This window comes from Geodermatophilus sp. DSM 45219 (assembly GCF_900104025.1).
In the GTDB taxonomy this organism is placed as follows: domain Bacteria; phylum Actinomycetota; class Actinomycetes; order Mycobacteriales; family Geodermatophilaceae; genus Geodermatophilus.
Map to the genome: position 1 here is coordinate 526003 of NZ_FNIQ01000003.1, position 20686 is coordinate 546688.

The following is a 20686-nucleotide window of genomic DNA, read 5'->3' on the forward strand; positions in this document are numbered from 1 at the left end:
ATCGTCTCCCTCCGGTGGGGCGCCGGCGCACCCCGCCGGAGGGGTTCCCGCCGAGCCGCCGGCCACACCTCCGCAGGCGCAACCGCTGGTCAGACGGCTCACCCCCGTGGTGGCTGGCAGGGCGGGAGCCGCACTACTGTCGTTCCCGTGCCGGCCGAGCGGGACCGTCCGCGGGACTCGTCCCCCGTCCAGCGCCCCGACGGCGGCATGGGCCGCGAGGAGGCCGGGATCCTCACCGCGGCCGCCACCCTGGTCTCCGAGCGGGAGGGCACCGCATCGGCTGCCCTGCCCGGCGTGCTGGCCGACGTCCCGGTGGCGGTGCTGCTCATCGACCGCGGCGCCGGCTCGGTCACCTACGCCAACAGCGCGGCGGTGGAGCTGGCCGGCAACGTGCGCCTCCCCGTCGACGTCGACCGCTGGGGCTCCTCGGTGGGCCTCACCGACCTGGGCGGCCAGCCGCTGGCCAGCACGTCGGGCCCGCTGTCGCTGGTCGCGCAGGGCCTGCCGGTCACCGGCGAGGCGGTGCGGATCGCGCCGGGCGGAGGCAGCGACCAGGACGGCACCGGGAGCGACCAGCTGCTGTGGGTCACCGGCTTCCCGCTGTCCGGGCCCGACGGCGAGGAGCAGTTGTCCCTGGTGGTCTTCCTCGAGGTCGAGGGCGACGGCCCGGCCGAGGACCACCTGCAGGCGCTGCGGGAGCGGGCCGTCGTCGCCACTGACATCGCCTTCACCATCACCGACCCCCGCCAGCCGGACGACCCGCTGATCTGGGTGAACCCCTCCTTCACCCGCATCACCGGCTACGAGTACGGCGAGGCCGTCGGGCGCAACTGCCGCTTCCTGCAGGGCCCGGCCACCGACCCCGCGGCGGTCGTCGAGATCCGCACCGCGCTCGAGGCCCGGCAGCCGGTCACCACCACGCTGCTCAACCACCGCAAGGACGGCACCGCCTTCTGGAACCAGCTGTCGATCACCCCGGTGTTCGACGGCGCGGGCGAGCTCGTCAGCTTCGTCGGCGTGCAGACCGACGTCACCGAGCGGGTGCGCGTCGAGCGCGAGCGGGAGGCCGCCTTCGCCGCCGAGCGGGCTGCCCGTCAGGAGGCCGAGCAGGCCCGGGCCGACGCCGAGCGGGCCCGGGCCGACGCCGAGCGCATGCAGGGCCGGCTGGCGCTGATGGCCGAGGCGACGAGCACGCTGATCGCCACGCTCGACCTCACCGACGTCCTCGACCGGCTGGCCCGGCTGTGCGTGCCGCTGCTCGCCGACTGGGTGTTCATCTCCATGGTCGACGACGCCGGGACCGTCCGGGAGACCGCCTCCCGTCACCGCGACGGGTTCGCCGACGAGCTGGCGCTGCTGGCCGCCCAGCACGCCGGGCAGCTGCCGGAGACCTCCCCCACCCGCCGCAGCATCGCGACCGCGCGGCCGGTGCTGGTGCAGCACGCCGACCTCGACCTCGACGCGCTGTTCGCCAGCGCGGGGACCCGCGAGGCCGCGGCGCGCCTCGGTGCGGCCTCGCTGCTCGCCGTCCCCATGGTGGCCCGGCGGCGGACCCGCGGCGCCATCCTGCTCGCCCGCAGCGACGCCGAGCGCCCCTTCACCCAGGAGGACGTCGACCTCGCCGAGGACCTCGCGCGCCGGGCCGCGCTCGCGATGGACAACGTGCGGCTGTACCAACAGGAGCACGCCGTCGCCGACACGCTGCAGCGGTCGCTGCTGCCCGACCTGCCCTCGATCGGCAGGGTCGAGTCGGCCGCCCACTACGTCAGCGCCTCGACCGCCGCCGACGTGGGAGGCGACTTCTACGACCTGCTCGAGCTGCCCGACGGGTCGATCGGGGTGGTCGTCGGCGACGTCGTCGGCCACGACATCGCGGCCGCGGCGGCGATGGGGCACCTACGGGGGCTCCTCCGGGCCTCGGTGTGGGAGGCGCCCGACCCCGACCCGGCGGCCGTGCTGGCCCGGGTCGACCGGCTCGTGCAGGGCCTGGGTGTCGCCTCGATGGCGACGATGGTCTACGTCCGGGCCGAACGCCCGGAGCAGGACGGCGCACCGTGGCGGCTGCACCTCGCGAGCGCCGGCCACCCGCCGCCCCTGCTGCGCACGCCCGACGGCGCGGTGCAGCTGCTCGACGGCGTGACCGGCCTGCTCATCGGCGTCGACGACAGCCTGCCCCGTACCTCGACGTCGATCGACCTGCCGCCCGGCACCACGCTGGTGGCCTACACCGACGGGCTCATCGAGCGGCCCGGTGCCGACCTCGACGACGGCATCGGCGAGCTGGTCGGCCGGCTGGCCGGCGCCCGGGCCGGGGCCGGCCCCCGGGAGCTCTGCGACGCCGCGGTCGCCGGCTCCCTGGACGGCCGGGACGACGTCGCGCTGATCGCCGTCCGGTTCTGCTGAGACCTCAGTTCGGGAAGGCCTCCAGCAGGCCGTAGGCGCCCCGGTGGAACAGCAGCGGCCGCCGCCCCGGGTCGGCGCCGAGGTCCAGCACCCGGGCGGCGACCAGGGTGTGGTCGCCGCCGTCGTACTCCGCCCACAGCTCGCAGTCGATCCAGGCGACGACCCCCTCGAGCACCGGCTGGCCGGTGCGGCTGGACCGCCACGGCACGCCGGCGAACTTGTCGGCGCCGGAGCGGGCGAAGGCGACGGAGAGTTCGGTCTGGTCCTCGGCGAGCACGTTGACGCAGAAGCGGCCCAGCTCGCGCAGCCGCGGCCAGGTGCGCGACGTGCGGGCCGGTGCGATGACGACCAAGGGCGGGTCCAGCGACAGCGAGCTGAACGACTGGCAGGTGAACCCGATGGGCCCCTCCTCGCCCTGCGCGGTCACGACCGTGACCCCGGAGGCGAAGTGACCGAGGACGTCGCGCATGGTGCGGGGGTCGACCACCCCGTCCCCGGACGGTGGCTGGCTCATGGCCTCCAGCCAACCACGGTGCGGCAGGTCACCCGGTGCCCACCGGTCGGGGTCCGCCCCTCGCTCGCTGGCGCTCGCTGCGGTGCTCCCGCCGGCGTCACCCGACGACGGGCAGTGGCCGCGGCACCGACCGGCCACCCGCCCGGTACAGCGAGCTGGGCAGCTCGTGGCCCACGGCGTCCTCGGTGACCCGGGCGGCGGCCAGCACGGCGTCGAGGTCCAGCCCGGTGCGCACGCCGGACTCCTCGAGCATGTAGACCAGCTCCTCGGTGGCGATGTTGCCGCTGGCGCCCGGCGCGAACGGGCAGCCACCCAGCCCGCCCACCGACGCGTCCAGCTGGGTGGCCCCCGCCTGGACCGCGGCCAGCGCGTTGGCCTGACCGGTGCCCCGGGTGTCGTGGAAGTGCACGCCCACCTCGATCCCGGGACAGGCCCGGCGGACGGCGTCGAGCAGCTGCACCACCCGCAGCGGGGTGGTCGTGCCGATGGTGTCGCCCAGGCAGAGCCGGTCGGCGCCGGCGGTGACCGCGGCACGGGCGACGTCCACGGTGCGGGGGATGGGCGTGCGGCCGTCGAAGGGGCAGTCCCACGCCGTCGCGATGATGACCTCCAGCGAGCCGCCGGCGCCGTGCGCCAGGCCGGCCACCTCACCCACCGCGGCCACCGCCTCGGCCGTGCTGCGGCCGGCGTTGGCCCGGCTGTGCCCGTCGGCGGCCGAGACGACGTACTCCAGGTCGGCGATGCCGGCGTCCACGGCCCGGACCGCGCCGCGGGCGTTGGCGACGAGCGCGGAGAAGGCGACGCCGTCGAAGCGGTGCAGCTCGGCGGCCACCTGGTCGGCGTCGGCCAGCGCGGGGACGGCCTTGGGTGAGACGAACGAGGTGACCTCGATCCAGCGGACGCCGGTGGCCACCAGCGCCTCCAGCATCGCCAGCTTGCCCTCCAGGGGCACCGCCGCCTCCAGCTGCAGGCCGTCGCGCATGCCGACCTCGCGGACGTCCACGGTCGCGGGCAGCACCAGGTCGAACTCGTTCACGGGCCCTCCTCGTCCGGTTGCGTGCCATCCTGCCCCGGCGCGGCGTTCCACGTGGAACGCAGACCCCCGGTGGAAGGAGGTGTGGTGGACGCTTCGGGCGTGCTGCCACCCGCTGACCAGCGCACCGTGTTCACCCACGCCCCCATGGGCATCCTCATCGCCACGCCCGCGGGGACGGTGACCGCGGCGAACCCGGCGCTGGCCGGGATGCTGGGTAGCGGCGCCGAGGAGCTGGTCGGCAGCCAGGTGCTCGACTGGGTGCACCCCGACGAGCGACCCGCGACGGCGGAGGCCTACACCGACGTCGTCGAGCGGCACCGGGTGATGCGGCACGAGACCCGGCTGGTCCGGCGGGACGGCAGCGTCGTCCCCACGCAGATCACCTCGGCCTGGGTGGACGAGACACCCACCGGGGACGCCGCCCACCTGGTGGTGATCGTCGAGGACATCACCGAGCGCAAGGGCCTGGAGACCGCGCTCGTGCACCGGTCGCTGCACGACCCGCTCACCGGGCTGCCGAACCGGGCGCTGTTCACCGACCGGCTGCGGCACGCCCTCGAACGCGGCCGCCGCGAGGGGACGCCGACGAGCCTGCTGGGCATCGACCTCGACGGCTTCAAGCGCATCAACGACGTGCACGGGCACCCGGTCGGCGACGAGGTGCTGGTCGCCTTCGCCGGGCGGCTGACCTCGGTGCTGCGCGCGAGCGACACCGCGGCCCGCGTCGGCGGCGACGAGTTCAGCGTCGTGTGCGAGAACAGCGGGCGGGTCGACGCCGAGGCGCTCGCCGCCCGGCTGCGGCGCGCGGCCGCCGAGCCGCTGCGGCTGGCCGGTGGGCTGGTGCTCCCGCTCTCGATGAGCATCGGGATCGCCACGGTGGAGGGCGGCGCGGACCCGGAGCAGGCGTTCGGGGGGCTCGTCCGCGCCGCCGACGCCGCGATGTACGCCGACAAGGGCGCCCGCCGGGGCTGAAGGAGGACCCTCCTACCCCTCGCCACCCGCAGGCTCGCGGCGGGACCCTGCAGGAGGGCCGCCCCAGCGGGCGACGACGGCGGAGAAGGCGGCCGCCGCCTGCTCGACCTCGGTGACCTCCACGTACTCGTCGACGGCGTGCATCACCGCGGGGGTGCCCGGACCCCAGACCACGACGGGTGCACCGCCGACCACCCGGACCAGCACCGACGCGTCGGTGAAGTAGGTCGCCGGCGTGGGGCGGACGGCCGCGGGGAGGGAGGCGACCCACGGGTCGTCGGCGGGGGTTCCGACCGGCGGCAGGTCGACCCGCACCTCGACGTCGGCGACCTCGGGCTGGTCGCGCCACCAGCGCAGCAGGTCGCCGGCGTCCCCGACGGTGCGCATGTCCACCACCGCCTCGGCCCGGTCGGGGACGACGTTGGGCACGGTGCCTCCGGCCACGACGCCGGGGTTCCACGTCTCGGTGCCGAGGAACGGGTCGGTGCGCAGCGGCAGCGCGCCGGCGGCCCGGCCCAGGACGGCCACCAGGTCCAGGACGGCGTTGTGCCCGCGCTCGGGCGTGCTGCCGTGGGCCGCCCGGCCCGCCGTCCGCACCGCGAGCCACAGCGCGCCCTTGTGGCCGAGGACGACCTGGTTGCCGGTCGCCTCGGGGACGACGACCGCGCCGATCCGCTGGTCGGCCACCGCCGACGCCGCTGCGGCGGCGCCCTGCGAGCCGGTCTCCTCGTCGCTGGTCAGCAGCAGCGCCACCGGCGTCTCCGGGTCGGCGGCGGCGAGCGCAGCCGCGGCGGCGACCACCCCGGCCTTCATGTCGCTCGTCCCGCGGCCCCACACCCGCCCCTCCTCGACGTCGGCGCCGAAGGGGTCGCGCGCCCAGGCGCCGGGGTCGGGCACCGGGACGGTGTCGACGTGGCAGGCGAACAGCAGCTGCCGGCGGTCCGGGTCGACCGGGGTGCGCAGCAGGGTCCACGGCTGGTCGCGGTCGCCGCCCTGCGTCACCTCCAGGTGCGGAGCCCGCTCGCGCAGCACGTCGGTGAGCGCGCCGAGCAGGTCGCGCTGGGCGACCGCGTCGCCGGACACCGTCCGCCGGCCGGTCAGCTCGCGCACCAGCGCGACGAGGTCGAGGGCAGGACCGGTCGCCGTCATGCGCCGATCCTGCTCCCCAGCCACCCCGGGGCGCACCTCACCGGCTCAGCGACGGCCGGGGACGACAGCCAGCCGCGGTGGACCGGTCGCGGGGGCCCGGAGGGCCTCCCGACCGGGACACGGGCAGCGGCTCAACGGCCGTCGGGGACGGCCGTTGGCCGCGGTGCGGTCCGGTAGGACCGCAGATCACACGAGCGCGCGGCCCACCGCGACGGCGCGGGTGTCCGGGGCGGCGATCCGCACCGCGTCGGCGGCCTGGTCGTCGGCGGCCTCCTGCGAGCGGCGCTCGGCCTCGACGCGGGCCCGGTAGCTGTCGACCTCGTTGCCGATCCGCACCTCGTCCCAGCCGAGGACGCCGGCCACGGCCCGGGCGACGGGCTCGGCGCTGACCACACCGCGGTGCGACGTCTCGATCGAGATGCGGGTGCGCCGGGCGAGCAGGTCGTCCAGGTGCAGCGCCCCCTCGTGCGAGGCCCCCCACACCATCTCGACCATGAGGTACCCCTCGGCGCCCGGGACCGGCTCCAGCAGCGAGCGGTCGTCTGCGGCGAGCCCGAGCACCTCGGGGGTCTCCGAGCCGTAGCGGTTGAGCAGGTGCTCGGCGCGGAAGTGCGGGATGCCCCAGCGCTCGCTCAGCCCGTGCAGCTGGTTGACCATCGCGTGGTAGCCCTCGGCGCCGACCAGCGGGATGTTCTCGGTCACGCTCGGCGGCACCGACCGGGTGACGTCGTCGGCGACGGCGTCCACCGCGTCGGCGGCCATCGGCCGGTAGGTCGTGTACTTGCCGCCGGCCACCGCCACCACACCGGGCATCGGCCGCGCGACCGCGTGCTCGCGGGAGAGCTGGCTGGTCACCTCCGACTCCCCGGCCAGCAGCGGCCGAAGCCCGGCGTAGACGCCGGTGATGTCGTCGTGGGTGATCGGGACGGCGAGCACCTGGTTGACGTGCTCGAGGATGTAGTCGATGTCGGCCCGGGACGCCGCCGGATGGGCCTTGTCCAGGTCCCAGTCGGTGTCGGTCGTCCCGACGATCCAGTGGCTGCCCCACGGGATGACGAACAGCACCGACTTCTCGGTGCGCAGGATCAGCCCGCTCTCGCCGTTGATCCGGTCGCGGGGAACGACGATGTGCACGCCCTTGCTGGCCCGCACGTGGAACCGCCCGCGCCCGCCGACCAGGGTCTGGATGTCGTCGGTCCACACGCCCGTGGCGTTGACGACGACCTCGGCCTGCACGTCGACCTCGGCACCGGTCTCCACGTCGCGCACCCGCACCCCGGTGACCCGGCCGCCGGCGTGGTGGAAGGAGATGACCTCGGCCGAGTTCAGCACGGTCGCCCCGTAGGCGGCGGCGGTGCGGGCGACGCCGAGGGTGTGCCGGGCGTCGTCGGCCTGCGCGTCGTAGTAGCGGACGGCGCCGACGAGCGCGTCGGGCTTGAGCGCGGGGAACAGCTGCCGGGCGCCGCGGCGACTGAGGTGCCTGTGCCGGGGCATGGGCGTGGACAGCGCGCCGAGGCGGGCCAGCTGGTCGTAGAGGACCAGCCCGGCGGTGACGTAGGGCCGCTCCCACACCCTGTGCTCCAGCGGGTAGAGGAAGGGCACCGGCTTCACCAGGTGCGGCGCGATCCGGGTGACGCTGAGGTCGCGCTCGTGCAGCGCCTCGCGGACCAGGGTGAAGTCGAACTGCTCCAGGTAGCGCAGCCCGCCGTGGAACAGCTTGGACGAGCGGGACGACGTGCCGCTGGCGAAGTCGCGGGCCTCGACCAGCGCCGTCCGCAGGCCGCGGGTCGCCGCGTCCAGGGCGACGCCGGCGCCGGTCACCCCGCCTCCGACGACGAGGACCTCGAAGGGCTGCTCGGCCAGTTCGGCCCAGGCCCGGGCACGCTGATCGGGGCCGAGTGCGGGGACTACGGGCATGCCGACTCCTCTGGCGGGGACTGCTCGCCGTCAACGGTAGGCGCGCCCGCCGACGCGGGTCGACGTCGCGCGTTCGACATCGTCGTACACCGAGGGCCTAGGGTGACGCGCCGTGCCGGGCACCGTGCAATCGATCGAGCGAGCCGCCACCCTGCTGCACGCCATCGCCCAGTCAGGCGGCCAGATGGGCGTCACCGAGCTGGCCGGCGCGGTCGACCTGCCCAAGACGACGACGCACGGGCTGCTGCGCACCCTGCTGTCGGTGGGTTTCGTCGAGCAGGACCCGCGCACCGGCCGGTACTCCCTCGGCGCCGGGCTGCTCGGCCTGGGCACGCACTACCTGGACGCCAACGAGCTGCGGTCCCGGGCGTCGAACTGGGCGGACTCGCTGGCCGCCCGCAGCGGCTTCGCCGTCCGGCTCGGGACGCCGGCGGGCCTGCAGGTCGTCGTCGTCCACCACGTCTTCCGGCCCGACGACTCGCCGCAGGAGATGGAGGTCGGCGCGTTGCTGCCCGCGCACGCCACGGCGGTGGGCAAGGTGCTGCTGGCCTCCCGGCCCGCGGTGGCCCGGTCGCTGACCGACGTCCCGCTGGACGCCCTGACGCCGCGCACCGTCGTCGACCCGGCGGCGCTGCTGGCCGAGCTGCAGGCCACCCGCGCCCGCGGCTGGGCCGAGCAGCGGGGGGAGTACCGGCTGGGCGTGGCCGGGATCGCCGCGCCGGTGCACGGGCCGGGCGGGCTGGTGGTCGGGGCGCTGGGCATCAGCGGCCCGGTCGAGGAGCTCGACGCGCCGGGGGCGCGGGGGGAGCTGCGGGCGATGGTGGTCGCGGCGGCGGCGTCCGTCACGCGGGAGCTCCTCACGTGAGGGAGCGCTACGTGCTGGCGGTGGACCAGGGGACCACCTCCACCCGGTCGATCGTCTTCGACCGCGGCGGCCGGCTGGTCGCCGTCCGCCAGCGCGAGCACCGCCAGCACTTCCCGCGGCCGGGCTGGGTGGAGCACGACCCGGAGGAGATCTGGGCGAACACCCAGCTCACCGCCGCGCAGGCGCTGCGCGACGTGGCCGCCGGGCCGGGGCAGGTGGTGGCGCTGGGCATCGCCAACCAGCGCGAGACGACGGTGGTGTGGGAGCGCGCCACGGGCCGGCCGGTGGTCAACGCGCTGGTCTGGCAGGACACCCGCACCGGTCCGCTGGTGGAACGGCTGGCCGCGCGGCCCGACGCCGCCCTGGTGCGCGAGCGCACCGGGCTGGAGCTGGCCGGCTACTTCGCCGGGCCGCGGCTGCGCTGGGTGCTCGACGCCGTCCCCCGGGCCCGCGAGCGGGCCGAGCGCGGCGAGCTGCTCGCCGGGACGATGGAGAGCTGGCTGGTCTGGAACCTCACCGGCGGGGCGGACGGCGGCGTGCACGTCACCGACGTGACCAACGCCAGCCGCACCCTGCTGATGGACGTGCGCACCTGCGAGTGGGACGCGGACCTGCTGGACTTCTTCGGCGTCCCGGCGGCGATGCTGCCCGAGATCCGCCCGTCGGTCGGCGTGCTCGGCACGGCCTCCGCCCTGCCGGTGCCGCTGCCCATCGGCGGGGCGCTGGGGGACCAGCAGGCGGCGCTGTTCGGGCAGACCTGCTTCGCCCCCGGCGAGGCCAAGTGCACCTACGGCACCGGCAGCTTCCTGCTGCAGAACACCGGCACCGAGCTGGTCCGCTCGCGGCACGGGCTGATCAGCACGGTGGCCTACCAGCTGGCCGGGGAGCCGGTGCACTACGCGCTGGAGGGCTCGATCGCCGTCACCGGGGCGCTGGTGCAGTGGCTGCGCGACAGCCTGGGGCTGATCGGCTCGGCGCCCGAGGTGGAGACCCTCGCCCGCACCGTCTCCGACAACGGCGGCTGCTACGTCGTCCCGGCCTTCTCTGGGCTGCTCGCCCCGCACTGGGAGGGCCGGGCCCGCGGACTGGTCGCCGGCCTGACCTCCTACGTGACCAAGGGGCACCTGGCGCGGGCGGTGCTGGAGGCGACCGGGTGGCAGACCCGCGACGTCGTCCGGGCCATGGACGCCGACTCGGGGCTGCCGCGCACCGCGCTGCGGGTGGACGGCGGGATGACGACCAACAACCTGCTCATGCAGTTCGTCGCCGACGCGATCGACTGCTCGGTGGTGCGCCCGATGGTGGGGGAGACGGTGTCCCTCGGCGCGGCCTACGCGGCCGGGCTCGCCGTCGGCGTGTGGTCCGACACCGGGGCGCTGCGGCGCAACTGGCACCGCTCGGCGCAGTGGGTGCCCGACCCGGCGCGGGTCACCGCGCTGGACGCCGCCTACCCGGACTGGGAGCACGCGGTGCGGCTGAGCATCGCCTGGGGCGAACGGCCCTGACGGCCGGCGGCACTGTCCGACATCGTCGTACAGCAGCCGTTGTCCGCTCTCCACCGGTGTGAATAGCGTCACCGGCCCGGTCGTCGTCCGCCCGCACCCGCGGCGCGGTCGCGATCCGGAGCACCCGCATCACCGGCGATGAGGAGCACCGCATGAGTCTGTGGACAGTCTTCGGCAGCGAGGTCGTCGGGACCGGCATCCTGCTGCTCCTCGGCATCGGGGTGGTGGCCAACGTCGTCCTGCCCAAGACCCTGGGCAACGGCGGAGGCTGGCTGCTCATCAACTTCGGCTGGGGCATCGCCGTCTTCGCCGGCGTGTTCGCCGGCGCCAGCTCCGGAGCGCACATCAACCCGGCGGTGACCCTCGGCCTGGCGGTGAGCGGCGCCGACGAGTACGCGCCCGGCGTGCCGATCACCCTCGCGTCGTCACTGGTCTACGTGATCGGCCAGCTCGTCGGCGCCTTCCTCGGCGCCGTCATCGCGTGGGTGGCCTACCGGCGGCACTACGACGAGGCGACCGAGCCGGTGCTGGGCACCTTCTCCACCGGCCCGGCGATCGCGAGCCCCGTGTGGAATGTGGTGACCGAGGCCATCGGAACGTTCGTCCTCGTCTACATCATCCTGCGATTCGGCGACACGCCCGGCGAGCTCGGCCCGCTGGCCGTGGCGCTGCTCGTCGTCGGCATCGGCGCCTCCCTCGGCGGGCCGACCGGCTACGCCATCAACCCCGCCCGCGACCTCGGCCCGCGCATCGCGCACGCCGTGCTGCCGATCCGCGGCAAGGGGGACAGCAACTGGGGCTACGCCTGGGTGCCGATCGTCGGGCCGCTGATCGGCGCCGTCCTGGGCGGCCTGCTCTCGCGCGTCCCCATCTGACCGCAGCTCTCCCGAACCCCACCGCGACGAAGCGAGAGGAACCACCGTGAGCCAGTACGTGGCCGCCATCGACCAGGGCACGACGAGCACCCGCTGCATGATCTTCGACCACGAGGGCGCCGTCGTCTCGGTCGGGCAGAAGGAGCACCAGCAGATCTTCCCGCGCGCCGGGTGGGTCGAGCACGACGCCAACGAGATCTGGGCCAACACCCGCGAGGTGGTGGGCCAGGCGCTCGCCCGGGGCAACGTCGGCACCTCCGACGTGGTCGCCGTCGGCATCACCAACCAGCGCGAGACCGCCGTCGTCTGGGACCGGAGCACCGGTCAGCCGGTCTACAACGCGATCGTCTGGCAGGACACCCGCACCGCGGGGATCGTCGAGCAGCTCGGCGCCCTCGGCGGCGGCGCGGACCGGTACAAGGACAAGGTCGGCCTGCCGCTGGCCACCTACTTCTCCGGACCCAAGGTGCGCTGGATCCTCGACAACGTCGACGGCGCCCGCGAGCGGGCCGAGCGCGGTGAGCTGCTCATGGGCACCATCGACTCCTGGCTGATCTGGAACATGACCGGCGGGGCCGACGGCGGGCTGCACCTCACCGACGTGTCCAACGCCTCCCGCACGATGCTCATGGACTACCGGACGCTGGCCTGGGACGCCGACATCGCCGGGGAGATGGGCATCCCGATGTCGATGCTCCCGGAGATCCGGTCCAACTCCGAGGAGTACGGCCGCGGCCGCAAGGCCGGCTTCCTCGCCGGGGTGCCGATCGCCGGCTCCCTGGGCGACCAGCAGGCGGCCACCTTCGGCCAGGTCTGCTTCACCAAGGGGATGGCCAAGAACACCTACGGCACCGGCAACTTCATGCTGCTCAACACCGGCGAGGAGGCCGTCCCCTCGCAGAACGGCCTGCTCACGACGCTGTGCTACCAGCTCGGCGACGGCAAGCCGGTGTACGCGCTGGAGGGCTCGATCGCGGTCACCGGGTCGCTGGTGCAGTGGGTCCGGGACAACCTCGGGATGATCTCCAGCGCGCCGGAGATCGAGGACCAGGCGCGCTCGGTCGAGGACAACGGCGGCGCCTACTTCGTGCCCGCGTTCTCCGGGCTGTTCGCCCCGCACTGGCGCTCCGACGCCCGCGGCGCGATCGTCGGGCTCACCCGCTACGTCAACAAGGGCCACCTGGCCCGGGCGGTGCTCGAGGCGACGGCGTACCAGACCCGCGAGGTGCTCGACGCGATGAACGCCGACTCCGGCGTCGACCTGACCGAGCTGCGGGTGGACGGCGGGATGGTCGGCAACGAGCTGCTCATGCAGTTCCAGGCCGACATCCTCGACGTCCCGGTCATCCGGCCCAAGATCGCCGAGACCACCGCCCTGGGCGCGGCCTACGCGGCCGGCCTCGCCGTCGGCTTCTGGTCCGACCTCGACGAGCTCACCGCCAAGTGGGCCGAGGACAAGCGCTGGGAGCCGCAGATGCCGGCCGAGGAGCGCGAGCGCAACTACCGCAACTGGCAGAAGGCGGTCACCAAGAGCCTGGACTGGGTCGACGAGGACGTGAAGTGACAGCGCAGCAGTGAACGCCGAGGGCCCGTTCTCGTGAGGAGAACGGGCCCTCGGCGTCCACCGGTCACCCCCCGAGAGCAGCGGTGACGACCGCCTTGGCCTCCTCCTGCACCTGCGCCAGGTGGTCGGGGCCGCGGAACGACTCCGCGTAGACCTTGTAGACGTCCTCGGTGCCCGAGGGGCGGGCGGCGAACCAGGCGTCCTCCGTGGTCACCTTCAGCCCGCCGAGGGCCGCGTCGTTGCCCGGCGCGCGGGTGAGCTTGGCGGTGATCGGCTCGCCGGCCAGCTCGGTCGCCGTCACGTCCTCGGGGGAGAGCTTCCCGAGCGCCGCCTTCTGCTCGCGGCTGGCCGGCGCGTCGACGCGGGCGTAGGCCGACTCGCCGTACCGGGCGGTGAGCTCGGCGTGCAGCTGCGAGGGGGACCGCCCCGTCACGGCCTGGATCTCGCTGGCCAGCAGGGCCAGCAGGATGCCGTCCTTGTCCGTCGTCCACACGCTGCCGTCGCGGCGCAGGAACGAGGCGCCGGCGGACTCCTCCCCGCCGAAGCCGACCGACCCGTCGAGCAGGCCGGGCACGAACCACTTGAACCCGACCGGCACCTCCACCAGCCGCCGGCCGAGACCGGCGACCACCCGGTCGATGAGGGACGACGACACGAGCGTCTTGCCGACGGCGGTGTCCTGACCCCACTCGGGCCGGTGCGAGAACAGGTAGGAGATCGCGACGGCGAGGAAGTGGTTGGGGTTCATCAGCCCGCCGTCGGGGGTGACGATGCCGTGCCGGTCGGCGTCGGCGTCGTTGCCCGTGGCGATCTGGAACTGCTCGCGCTTGCCGATGAGCGAGGCCATGGCCGACGGCGACGAGCAGTCCATCCGGATCTTGCCGTCCCAGTCCAGCGTCATGAACCGCCAGGTGGGGTCGACCAGCGGGTTCACCACGGTCAGGTCCAGGCGGTGCCGCTCGGCGATCGCCGCCCAGTAGTCGACGCTGGCGCCGCCGAGCGGGTCGGCGCCGATGCGCACGCCGGCGTCCCGGACCGCGTCGATGTCGAGCACCGAGGGCAGGTCGTCGACGTAGTCGCCGAGGAAGTCGTGCGGCCGCGCCGCCGCCCGGGCGCGGGCGAACGGGACCCGCCGGACGCCCTTCAGGTCCTCGCGCAGCAGCTCGTTGGCGCGGGCGGCGATCACCTTCGTGGCGTCGGTGTCGGCCGGGCCGCCGTTCGGGGGGTTGTACTTGAAGCCGCCGTCGCGGGGCGGGTTGTGCGACGGGGTGACGACGATGCCGTCGGCGAGACCGGTCGATCGGCCCTGGTTGGCCCGCAGGATGGCGTGGCTGACCGCCGGGGTGGGCGTGTAGCGGTCGGCGGCGTCGACCAGCACGGTCACGTCGTTGGCGGCCAGCACCTCCAGCGCCGACGCCCAGGCCGGCTCGGAGAGCGCGTGGGTGTCGCGGCCGACGAACAGCGGCCCGTCGTACCCCTGGGCCGCGCGGTACTCGCAGATGGCCTGGGTGGTGGCCAGGATGTGCGGCTCGTTGAAGGCCCGGTCGAACGCCGACCCGCGGTGACCCGACGTCCCGAAGGAGACCTGCTGGGCGGGATCGGCGGGGTCCGGGTCGAGGGTGTAGTACGCGGTGACCAGCGAGGCGACGTCGATCAGGTCGCCGGGGTCTGCCGGCTGCCCGGCACGGGGGTCGGTCATGCGCCGATCCTGGCCCGGCACCCGTCGTCCCCGCGACCCCGGCCGGCGTGCGGCTCAGAAGCCGGAAGAGGCAATCCCGGCGACCAGCCCGAGGGCCAGGAACCCCACGCCGACCCAGCCGAGCACGATGCCGGCCGTGGCCATGCCGCCCCCGGCCTCGCCGCGCTCCCGGATCTGCTTCTTCGCGACGTAGCCGAAGACCAGCGCCAGGATGCTGCCGATCCAGTAGAGCCAGAGGATGCCCAGCACCATCGAGGCGATGGCCATCCCGTTGGTGCGCTGCGGCGGCGCGTACGGGTAGCCGTAGGGCGGCGGGTAGCCGGCCCCGGGCGGCGGATAGCCCGCCCCGGGCGGCTGGTACGCCGGCGGCGGGGCCTGGTAGCCGCCGTACGGCTGCTGCGGCTGCTGGCCCCACCCGGCGTTCTGGCTGCCGTACGGGTCGCCGGCACCCTGCTGGTGCGGCCCTTCGTGTGCCATCGGTTCGCTCCTGGGTCCACTGCGCGGCCGCCGGGGATCGGTGGACCGGCGTTCGCCTCCATCGTGACGCCGGCCGAGGCGACCGGGGGCAGGACGCGCGGCCCGGCCACTCCGACTGGGGAGACCGCGAGGGGCCTGCAGCGGGTCCGCCGCGCCGGTTCCTCCCGGAGCGGCGGCCACGGCCTCGAACTCGGCACGAGCAGGTCCATGGCCGCCAGCCGGGCGGTGCGTCGCTGCTCCCACGGCTGCCGCGCCGCCCCCGTCCGGTCATCGGGATCCGCGGGATCACGAGTCGACGCGGGCGGTGTCCCGGCGCAGCGCCAGCCCCGCGAGGAGCAGGCCGCTCGCCAGAGCCGCACCCACGCCCTCTCCGGCGCGCATCCGCAGGTCCAGCAGCGGCTCACGGCCCAGGTCCTGCAGGACCAGGTCGTGCCCGCGTTCACGGCTGCGCTGCCCGGCGACCAGGGCGGGCTGCACGCCGGGCTCCAGCCGCACGGCCACGAGGGCGGCGACCGAGGTGGCGTAGCCGTCGAGCACCACGGCGGACCCGGCCGCGGCCGCGCCCAGCACGACGCCCGCCAGGACGGCCAGCTCGGGGCCACCCAGCTCGGTCAGTGCGACGAGCGGGTCCCGCGTCAGTGCCGGAGAGCCGCGCCGGGCCCGGGCCACGGCCTCGGCCACCACCTGCCGCTTGCGCGCGAGGACGGCGGCGTCGGCGCCTGCCCCCAGCCCGACGGCGTCCTCCGGGTCGGCGCCGAGGAGGCCGCAGGCGAGGGCCGCCGCCACGGTGGTGTTGCCGACCCCGACCTCGCCCAGGGCGACCAGTCCCGCGGCCGCCACCTGGCGGCCCAGGTCGCGGCCGGCGTCCAGCAACCGCCACGCGTCGTCCGGCGTCATGGCCGGCCGGTCGACGAGGTCCCCGCGCGGACCGGCGGGGCGGAGCACCGTCGCGCCCGGGACGGGGTCGCCGGAGACCCCAGCGTCCACGACGCACACCCCCAGGCCGGCGGTCCGGGCGGCGGTGGCTCCCAGCGAGGTGCCGGCGACGGATGCGCTGACCACGTCCCGGGTCACGGCCGGGGAGTAGGCCGAGACCCCGAGGGCGGCGACCGGGTGGTCGGCGGCGGCCAGCACCAGGGTGCCGCCGGAGGTCGCGCCGCCGCCGGCCGCCACGACGCCGTCCACGGCCCGGTCGAGGACGCCGAGCGAGCCCGGTGGGGTGAGCAGCCGGTCGGCGTGGTCCCGGGTGGCGACGACCGCCTGCTGGCCCGGCGCGCGCAGGTGGGACGGCGGCGCGGCCGGCGCTGCGGACTCATCCGGCCACCGGTCGTGCAGGACGACGCCGGAGAGCGGCAGCCGCCGGGACCACCCGGCCCGCTCCAGGCCCGGGGCGGGCGGCCGTTCGTCGGGCCAGCCGAGGCAGAGCCAGCCCAGGGTCACGACGCCGTCGGGCAGGCCGAGCAGGCCGGCGAGCTCCTCGGGCCGGAACAGGGTCACCCAGCCCAGGCCCAGCCCCTCGGCCCGCGCCGCCAGCCACAGGTTCTGGATGGCCGCCGCGCAGCTCCACAGGTCCGCGTCGGGGAAGGTGGCCCGGCCCAGCACCCCGGCCGGCGGGGTCCGCCGGTCGCAGCAGACGACCACGCCGAGGGGCGCCTCACGCACCCCCTCCAGCTGCAGGTCGAGCAGCCGGCGGGCGGCGTCCGGCTCCAGCTGCGCGGCCTGGCGCAGCCGTTCCCGGTCGGTGAGCACCGCGGCCCGGTCCCGGGTCGCCGGGTCCTGCACGACGAGGAAGCGCCACGGCTGGCTGTGCCCGACCGACGGGGCGGCATGGGCGGCGGTCAGGACGCGCTCCAGGACGTCGCCGAGGACGGGATCGGGCCGGAACCGGCGAACGTCGCGGCGGCCGGCGACCACCCGGTGCAGCGCGTCGCGGACCTCCTCGCCCATCGCCCAGCCGGCGGGGTCGGCAGCCCGCTGCGACGCCGAGGTCCGGTCGCCGATCAGCGGCACCGGCCGTGGCCACGTCTCCGCCACAGGCTGTCCCCCCACGCCGCCGTGCCCGGCCTCCCCGGGCGGCCGACTGTAGTTCCCGCCCGGCCGCGACGGCCGCACCCCCACCGGCCCGGGACGACGACGGGCGCCGCGGACCCGGGGTCCACGGCGCCCGTCGGAGGCTGCCACGGTCAGTAGCGGAAGCGCTGCACCAGCTCCTGCAGGCCCCCGGACATGCGGGCCAGCTCCTCGGCCGCCTGCCGGGTCTGCGCGACCCCGGCCGTGGTGGCCGACGCGGCGTGGGCGACACCGCTGATGGTCCCGGCGATCTCCCCGCTGCCCGTCGCCGCCTCGGCCACGCTGCGGTTCATCTCCGCGGTCGTGGCGCCCTGTTCCTCCACCGCCGACGCGATGGTCGTCTGGTAGTCGTTGATCTGGCCGATGATCGTGCTGATCCGGCCGATGGCGTCCACGGCGCCCGAGGTGTCGCCCTGGATCGCCTGCACCCGCCGGGCGATGTCCTCCGTGGCCTTCGCGGTCTCCTGGGCCAGCTCCTTGACCTCGTTGGCCACCACCGCGAACCCCTTGCCCGCCTCACCGGCACGCGCGGCCTCGATGGTGGCGTTCAGCGCCAGCAGGTTGGTCTGCTCCGCGATGCTCGTGATGGTCTTGACCACGTCGCCGATCTCCTGGGAGGAGGACCCCAGCCGGGTCACGGTGTCCGTCGTCTCCTGCGCCGCCCGGACGGCGGTGCCGGCGACCCGGGCGGCCTCGGAGGCGTTCTGCGCGATCTCGTGGATCGAGGCGCCCATCTCCTCGGAGCCGGAGGCCACGGTCTGCACGTTGCGGGAGATCTGCTCCGCGGCGGCGGCCACCGCGCCGGCCTGGTCCGCGGTCTGCTCGGCGCTGCCGGCGATCGCCTCGGACGAGCCGCTGAGCTGCTCGGCGGCGGCGGCGAGGGCGGCGGCGGACCCGGCGGTCGAGGCCACGGTGCTGCGCAGGCTCTCGGCCGCCTGGTTGAGGGCGCCGGCCATCTGGCCGACCTCGTCGCGGGAGGAGACCTCGACCCGCGCGGTCAGGTCCCCGGCGGCCATGGCGACCAGGCCGTCCCGGACGGCGGTCACCGGGCGGATCACCAGCTGGGCGACGAGCCAGCCGAGCGCGACGGCCAGGGTGAGGCCGAGGCCGAGGACGGCGAGGATCAGGGTGCGGGAGGACGCCGCGGTGTCCTCGGCCGCCTGCACGGCGACCTCCGCACCGGCGGCCTCGGACTCCTCGAGCCGGGTGAGGGCCTCGTTGAGGGCCACCGCGATGGGCTTGACCTCGGTGGTGCGCAGGGCCAGGTAGGCGTCCATCTGGCCGGAGTGGGCGAGCGCCAGCAGCTCACCGCTCACGATCTCCTCGTACGCGCGCCAGGAGTCGGTCAGGGCGTCGACGTCCGCCTGCTGCTCGGTGGTCAGCGCACTGCCCTCGGCGTAGGCCGCGATGGCGGCGTCCATGGCCTCGAGGTCGGCCAGGTAGGCCTGGTGCTCGACGTCCTCGGGACCCTTGGGCAACAGCTCGTCGGCGAGCGCGTCGACGCGGGTCTGCAGGTAGGCGCGCCGGATCTCGGCCAGCTGCATCGACGGGTCCAGCGCCTCGGTGTGCACCTCCTCCGCGCGCTCGGCCACGTCGGCCACCTGGCGGAGGGCGAGGAGACCGACGGTCAGGGCGACGACGCAGGCCACCGCGACCGCGGTGAGCACCTTCACCCGCAACGGGAGCGAGAGCAGACGGGAGGGGACGGAGAGTCGCACGGAATACCTCGGGAGCCGATCGGATGGGGCAACCCGGGGTTTCGACCGATTCCGTCCGATCTCCAGTCGAGATCCTGGATCGGATCCTCAGCCCTCCACGCGCTCGAGGAACCGCCGGATCGTCTCCAGGAACACCTCGGGCTGCTCCGAGTGCACCCAGTGCCCGGCCTTCTTCACCGTCACCAGCCGCGTCTCGGGGAACAGCTCGTCCATCCGGGCGCGGTCCTCCGGCAGCACGTAGTGCGAGTTCGCGCCCGCGATCCACAGCACCGGACCGCCGAAGCGGGCGCCCGGCGGCGGGTCGGGGAAGCCGCGCAGCTCGCCGAGGTCGCGCTCGAGCAGCTCCAGGTTCAGCCGCCAGCGCCAGCCGCCGCCGGCCCCGATCCCCTCACGGACGAGGCTCTGCATGAGGAACGAGCGGACCATCGTGCTGGGGACGGCGGTGCGCAGGGCGGCGTCGGCGTCCTCACGGGTGTCCACCGCGTCGAGGTCCAGCGCGCGCATCGCGGCGATGTACGCGGCGAACGGGGATGCCTCCTCGTCGGGGTCGTCGGTGCGGCCGCCGGAGACCGGGTACTCGACCGGGGCGATGTCGACGACGACCAGCGCGCGCAGCAGCTCCGGGTGGCGCAGCGCCAGCTGCATCGCCACCTTGCCGCCCATCGAGTGGCCGACGAGGGTCACCGGCCCGCCGGAGGAGGCGAGCTCGGCGGCGACCAGCTCGGCCATGTCGACGTAGTCGACCCGGTCGGTCCACGGCGAGTGCCCGTGGTTGGGCAGGTCGAGCAGGGTCACCCGGTGGTCGGTGGCGAGCCCCTTGGCGATCGTCGTCCAGTTCCTGCCCTGGCCGAACAACCCGTGCACGAACACCACGCGCGGCCCGGCCGAGCCCAGCGTCCGGGCGTGCAGCCGCTCCTCCTCGTCGGTCACCCGGTCATTGCACCAGAGTCCGCAGGGGACGCTCGGGGGCACCGGCGGCGACGGGTGGGTGGGTGCCAGGAGCCGGGGGCGCCCGCCGGGTCGCGGGCAGCCGGGAAGCACCCGCCGGCGGCGTCCCGGCTGCCGCCCTGCGGTGGTCAGCGCAGCAGGTCGACAGTGCACCGCAGGCCGGGCGCTCTGGAGAGCCGCCCGTCGCCCGTCACCAGCGGGACGTCGAGCAGCTCGGCGAGTGCCACGTACTGCGCGTCGTAGGCGCTGATCGAGTTCCGGAGCTCCCACGCCCGCGCCAGCAGCAGAAGGTGGGGATGGCGTTCCAGGGCCAGCTCGGCGTAGTCCTCCAGCGCCGCAGTGCCCCGCTCGCGGGTGAGCCGGCCACCCAGCACCTCGCGCCGGACGACGGAGAGCACCTCCACGTCCGCGAGCTCGGGCGCGTGGACGTCGGAGCCCAGGAGCCGCTCGCGCGCCAGGGCACCGGCCGAGCCGTCGTCCACCAGGGCCGGCACGAGCACCGACGCGTCGGCGACGATCACGTGCTGTCCTCGCGTCCGGCGGCCACGGCGGCGACCGCCTCGTCGAAGGAGAGCCGTCCGCCACGGCGAGCGGCCCGGGCCAGCACCTGGGCCTTGCTCGGCCGGGCAGCGACCGCCTGCAGCTCGCGCAGCACGTACTCCGAGAGGCTCAGTCCGCTCTCCGCCGCCCGTTCACGCAGCACGGCGTGCAACTCGTCCGGGACGTGGCGGACCTGCAACATCTTCGGCACGATGCCACTCTACATGTGCCGCACATGTGACCACATGTGGTGCGCATGTGCTCCGGGCCGTCCGACAGGCGTCACTCCCGTGGCTCAGGACCGTGCCAGTCCCACCGGGAGCGCCAGGTCCTCGGGGTCTGCAGCCCCTCGGCGAGGTCCGGCCACGGCGGGTGGGGCAGGGGCGTGCCGTCGAGGCGGACCGGACGCGTGCCGTCCCAGCCGTTCCGGAGGA

General features: G+C 75.1%; 17 protein-coding genes. 6 read left to right on the forward strand and 11 right to left on the reverse strand.

Annotated features, from left to right (window positions below):
- The first annotated feature begins 147 nt into the window (after positions 1-147).
- Positions 148-2403 (forward strand): SpoIIE family protein phosphatase, encoded by a 2256-nt coding sequence (locus tag BLR12_RS11580; RefSeq protein ID WP_255363436.1) that lies wholly within the window; start codon positions 148-150, stop codon positions 2401-2403.
- 4 nt (positions 2404-2407) lie between these two features.
- Here the strand turns inward: BLR12_RS11580 and BLR12_RS11585 are convergent, their stop codons facing one another.
- Both BLR12_RS11585 and BLR12_RS11590 read right to left on the reverse strand, forming a co-directional pair.
- Positions 2408-2917: a flavin reductase family protein gene (locus BLR12_RS11585; RefSeq protein ID WP_091378516.1), complete on the reverse strand. Its 510-nt coding sequence runs from the start codon at positions 2915-2917 to the stop codon at positions 2408-2410.
- A 97-nt stretch (positions 2918-3014) separates the two neighbouring features.
- Complete coding sequence (locus BLR12_RS11590) at positions 3015-3953, reverse strand: hydroxymethylglutaryl-CoA lyase (protein WP_091377785.1); 939 nt, start codon at positions 3951-3953, stop codon at positions 3015-3017.
- 99 nt (positions 3954-4052) lie between these two features.
- Between BLR12_RS11590 and BLR12_RS11595 the strand changes: the two genes are divergently transcribed.
- Positions 4053-4925, forward strand: coding sequence for a sensor domain-containing diguanylate cyclase (locus tag BLR12_RS11595; protein WP_255363437.1), 873 nt, complete (start codon positions 4053-4055; stop codon positions 4923-4925).
- A 12-nt stretch (positions 4926-4937) separates the two neighbouring features.
- Here the strand turns inward: BLR12_RS11595 and BLR12_RS11600 are convergent, their stop codons facing one another.
- Together BLR12_RS11600 and BLR12_RS11605 are read right to left on the reverse strand one after the other, a co-directional pair.
- Positions 4938-6074, reverse strand: a complete 1137-nt coding sequence (locus tag BLR12_RS11600; protein WP_091377790.1) for a M20/M25/M40 family metallo-hydrolase — start codon at positions 6072-6074, stop codon at positions 4938-4940.
- 186 nt (positions 6075-6260) lie between these two features.
- Positions 6261-7991, reverse strand: coding sequence for a glycerol-3-phosphate dehydrogenase/oxidase (locus BLR12_RS11605; protein ID WP_091377793.1), 1731 nt, complete (start codon positions 7989-7991; stop codon positions 6261-6263).
- A 112-nt stretch (positions 7992-8103) separates the two neighbouring features.
- Here BLR12_RS11605 and BLR12_RS11610 point away from each other — a divergent pair, with 112 nt between their 5' ends.
- The 4 genes from BLR12_RS11610 (at position 8104) to glpK (BLR12_RS11625) (ending at position 12800) form a co-directional block, all read left to right on the forward strand.
- Positions 8104-8856, forward strand: a complete 753-nt coding sequence (locus tag BLR12_RS11610) for an IclR family transcriptional regulator (protein ID WP_091377796.1) — start codon at positions 8104-8106, stop codon at positions 8854-8856.
- On the forward strand, positions 8853-10361 hold the full coding sequence (gene glpK / locus BLR12_RS11615) for a glycerol kinase GlpK (RefSeq protein WP_091377799.1): 1509 nt from the start codon (positions 8853-8855) through the stop codon (positions 10359-10361). Before BLR12_RS11610 ends, glpK (BLR12_RS11615) begins: the two co-directional genes overlap by 4 nt.
- Positions 10362-10513: 152 nt before the next feature.
- Positions 10514-11236, forward strand: a complete 723-nt coding sequence (locus tag BLR12_RS11620) for an MIP/aquaporin family protein (protein WP_091377803.1) — start codon at positions 10514-10516, stop codon at positions 11234-11236.
- 46 nt (positions 11237-11282) lie between these two features.
- A complete protein-coding gene (glpK, locus tag BLR12_RS11625; protein WP_091377804.1) occupies positions 11283-12800 on the forward strand; it encodes a glycerol kinase GlpK in 1518 nt (505 codons plus the stop codon).
- A gap of 64 nt (positions 12801-12864) precedes the next feature.
- On the opposite strand, the gene pgm is transcribed toward glpK (BLR12_RS11625), so the two are convergent.
- The 7 genes from pgm to BLR12_RS11660 form a co-directional block, all read right to left on the reverse strand.
- Positions 12865-14499, reverse strand: coding sequence for a phosphoglucomutase (alpha-D-glucose-1,6-bisphosphate-dependent) (gene pgm, locus BLR12_RS11630; RefSeq protein WP_091377808.1), 1635 nt, complete (start codon positions 14497-14499; stop codon positions 12865-12867).
- A gap of 54 nt (positions 14500-14553) precedes the next feature.
- Positions 14554-14976, reverse strand: coding sequence for a DUF4190 domain-containing protein (locus tag BLR12_RS11635; protein ID WP_091377810.1), 423 nt, complete (start codon positions 14974-14976; stop codon positions 14554-14556).
- A gap of 285 nt (positions 14977-15261) precedes the next feature.
- Entirely contained in the window at positions 15262-17010 is a 1749-nt protein-coding gene (gene bluB, locus BLR12_RS11640) for a 5,6-dimethylbenzimidazole synthase (RefSeq protein ID WP_218120630.1), read from the reverse strand.
- 149 nt (positions 17011-17159) lie between these two features.
- A complete protein-coding gene (locus BLR12_RS11645; RefSeq protein WP_091377816.1) occupies positions 17160-18764 on the reverse strand; it encodes a methyl-accepting chemotaxis protein in 1605 nt (534 codons plus the stop codon).
- An 87-nt stretch (positions 18765-18851) separates the two neighbouring features.
- Complete coding sequence (locus BLR12_RS11650; protein ID WP_091377818.1) at positions 18852-19694, reverse strand: alpha/beta fold hydrolase; 843 nt, start codon at positions 19692-19694, stop codon at positions 18852-18854.
- 146 nt (positions 19695-19840) lie between these two features.
- A complete protein-coding gene (locus BLR12_RS11655; RefSeq protein ID WP_091377821.1) occupies positions 19841-20233 on the reverse strand; it encodes a type II toxin-antitoxin system VapC family toxin in 393 nt (130 codons plus the stop codon).
- Positions 20230-20463, reverse strand: coding sequence for a FitA-like ribbon-helix-helix domain-containing protein (locus tag BLR12_RS11660; protein ID WP_091377824.1), 234 nt, complete (start codon positions 20461-20463; stop codon positions 20230-20232). Before BLR12_RS11660 ends, BLR12_RS11655 begins: the two co-directional genes overlap by 4 nt.
- Between the last annotated feature and the right edge of the window lie 223 nt (positions 20464-20686).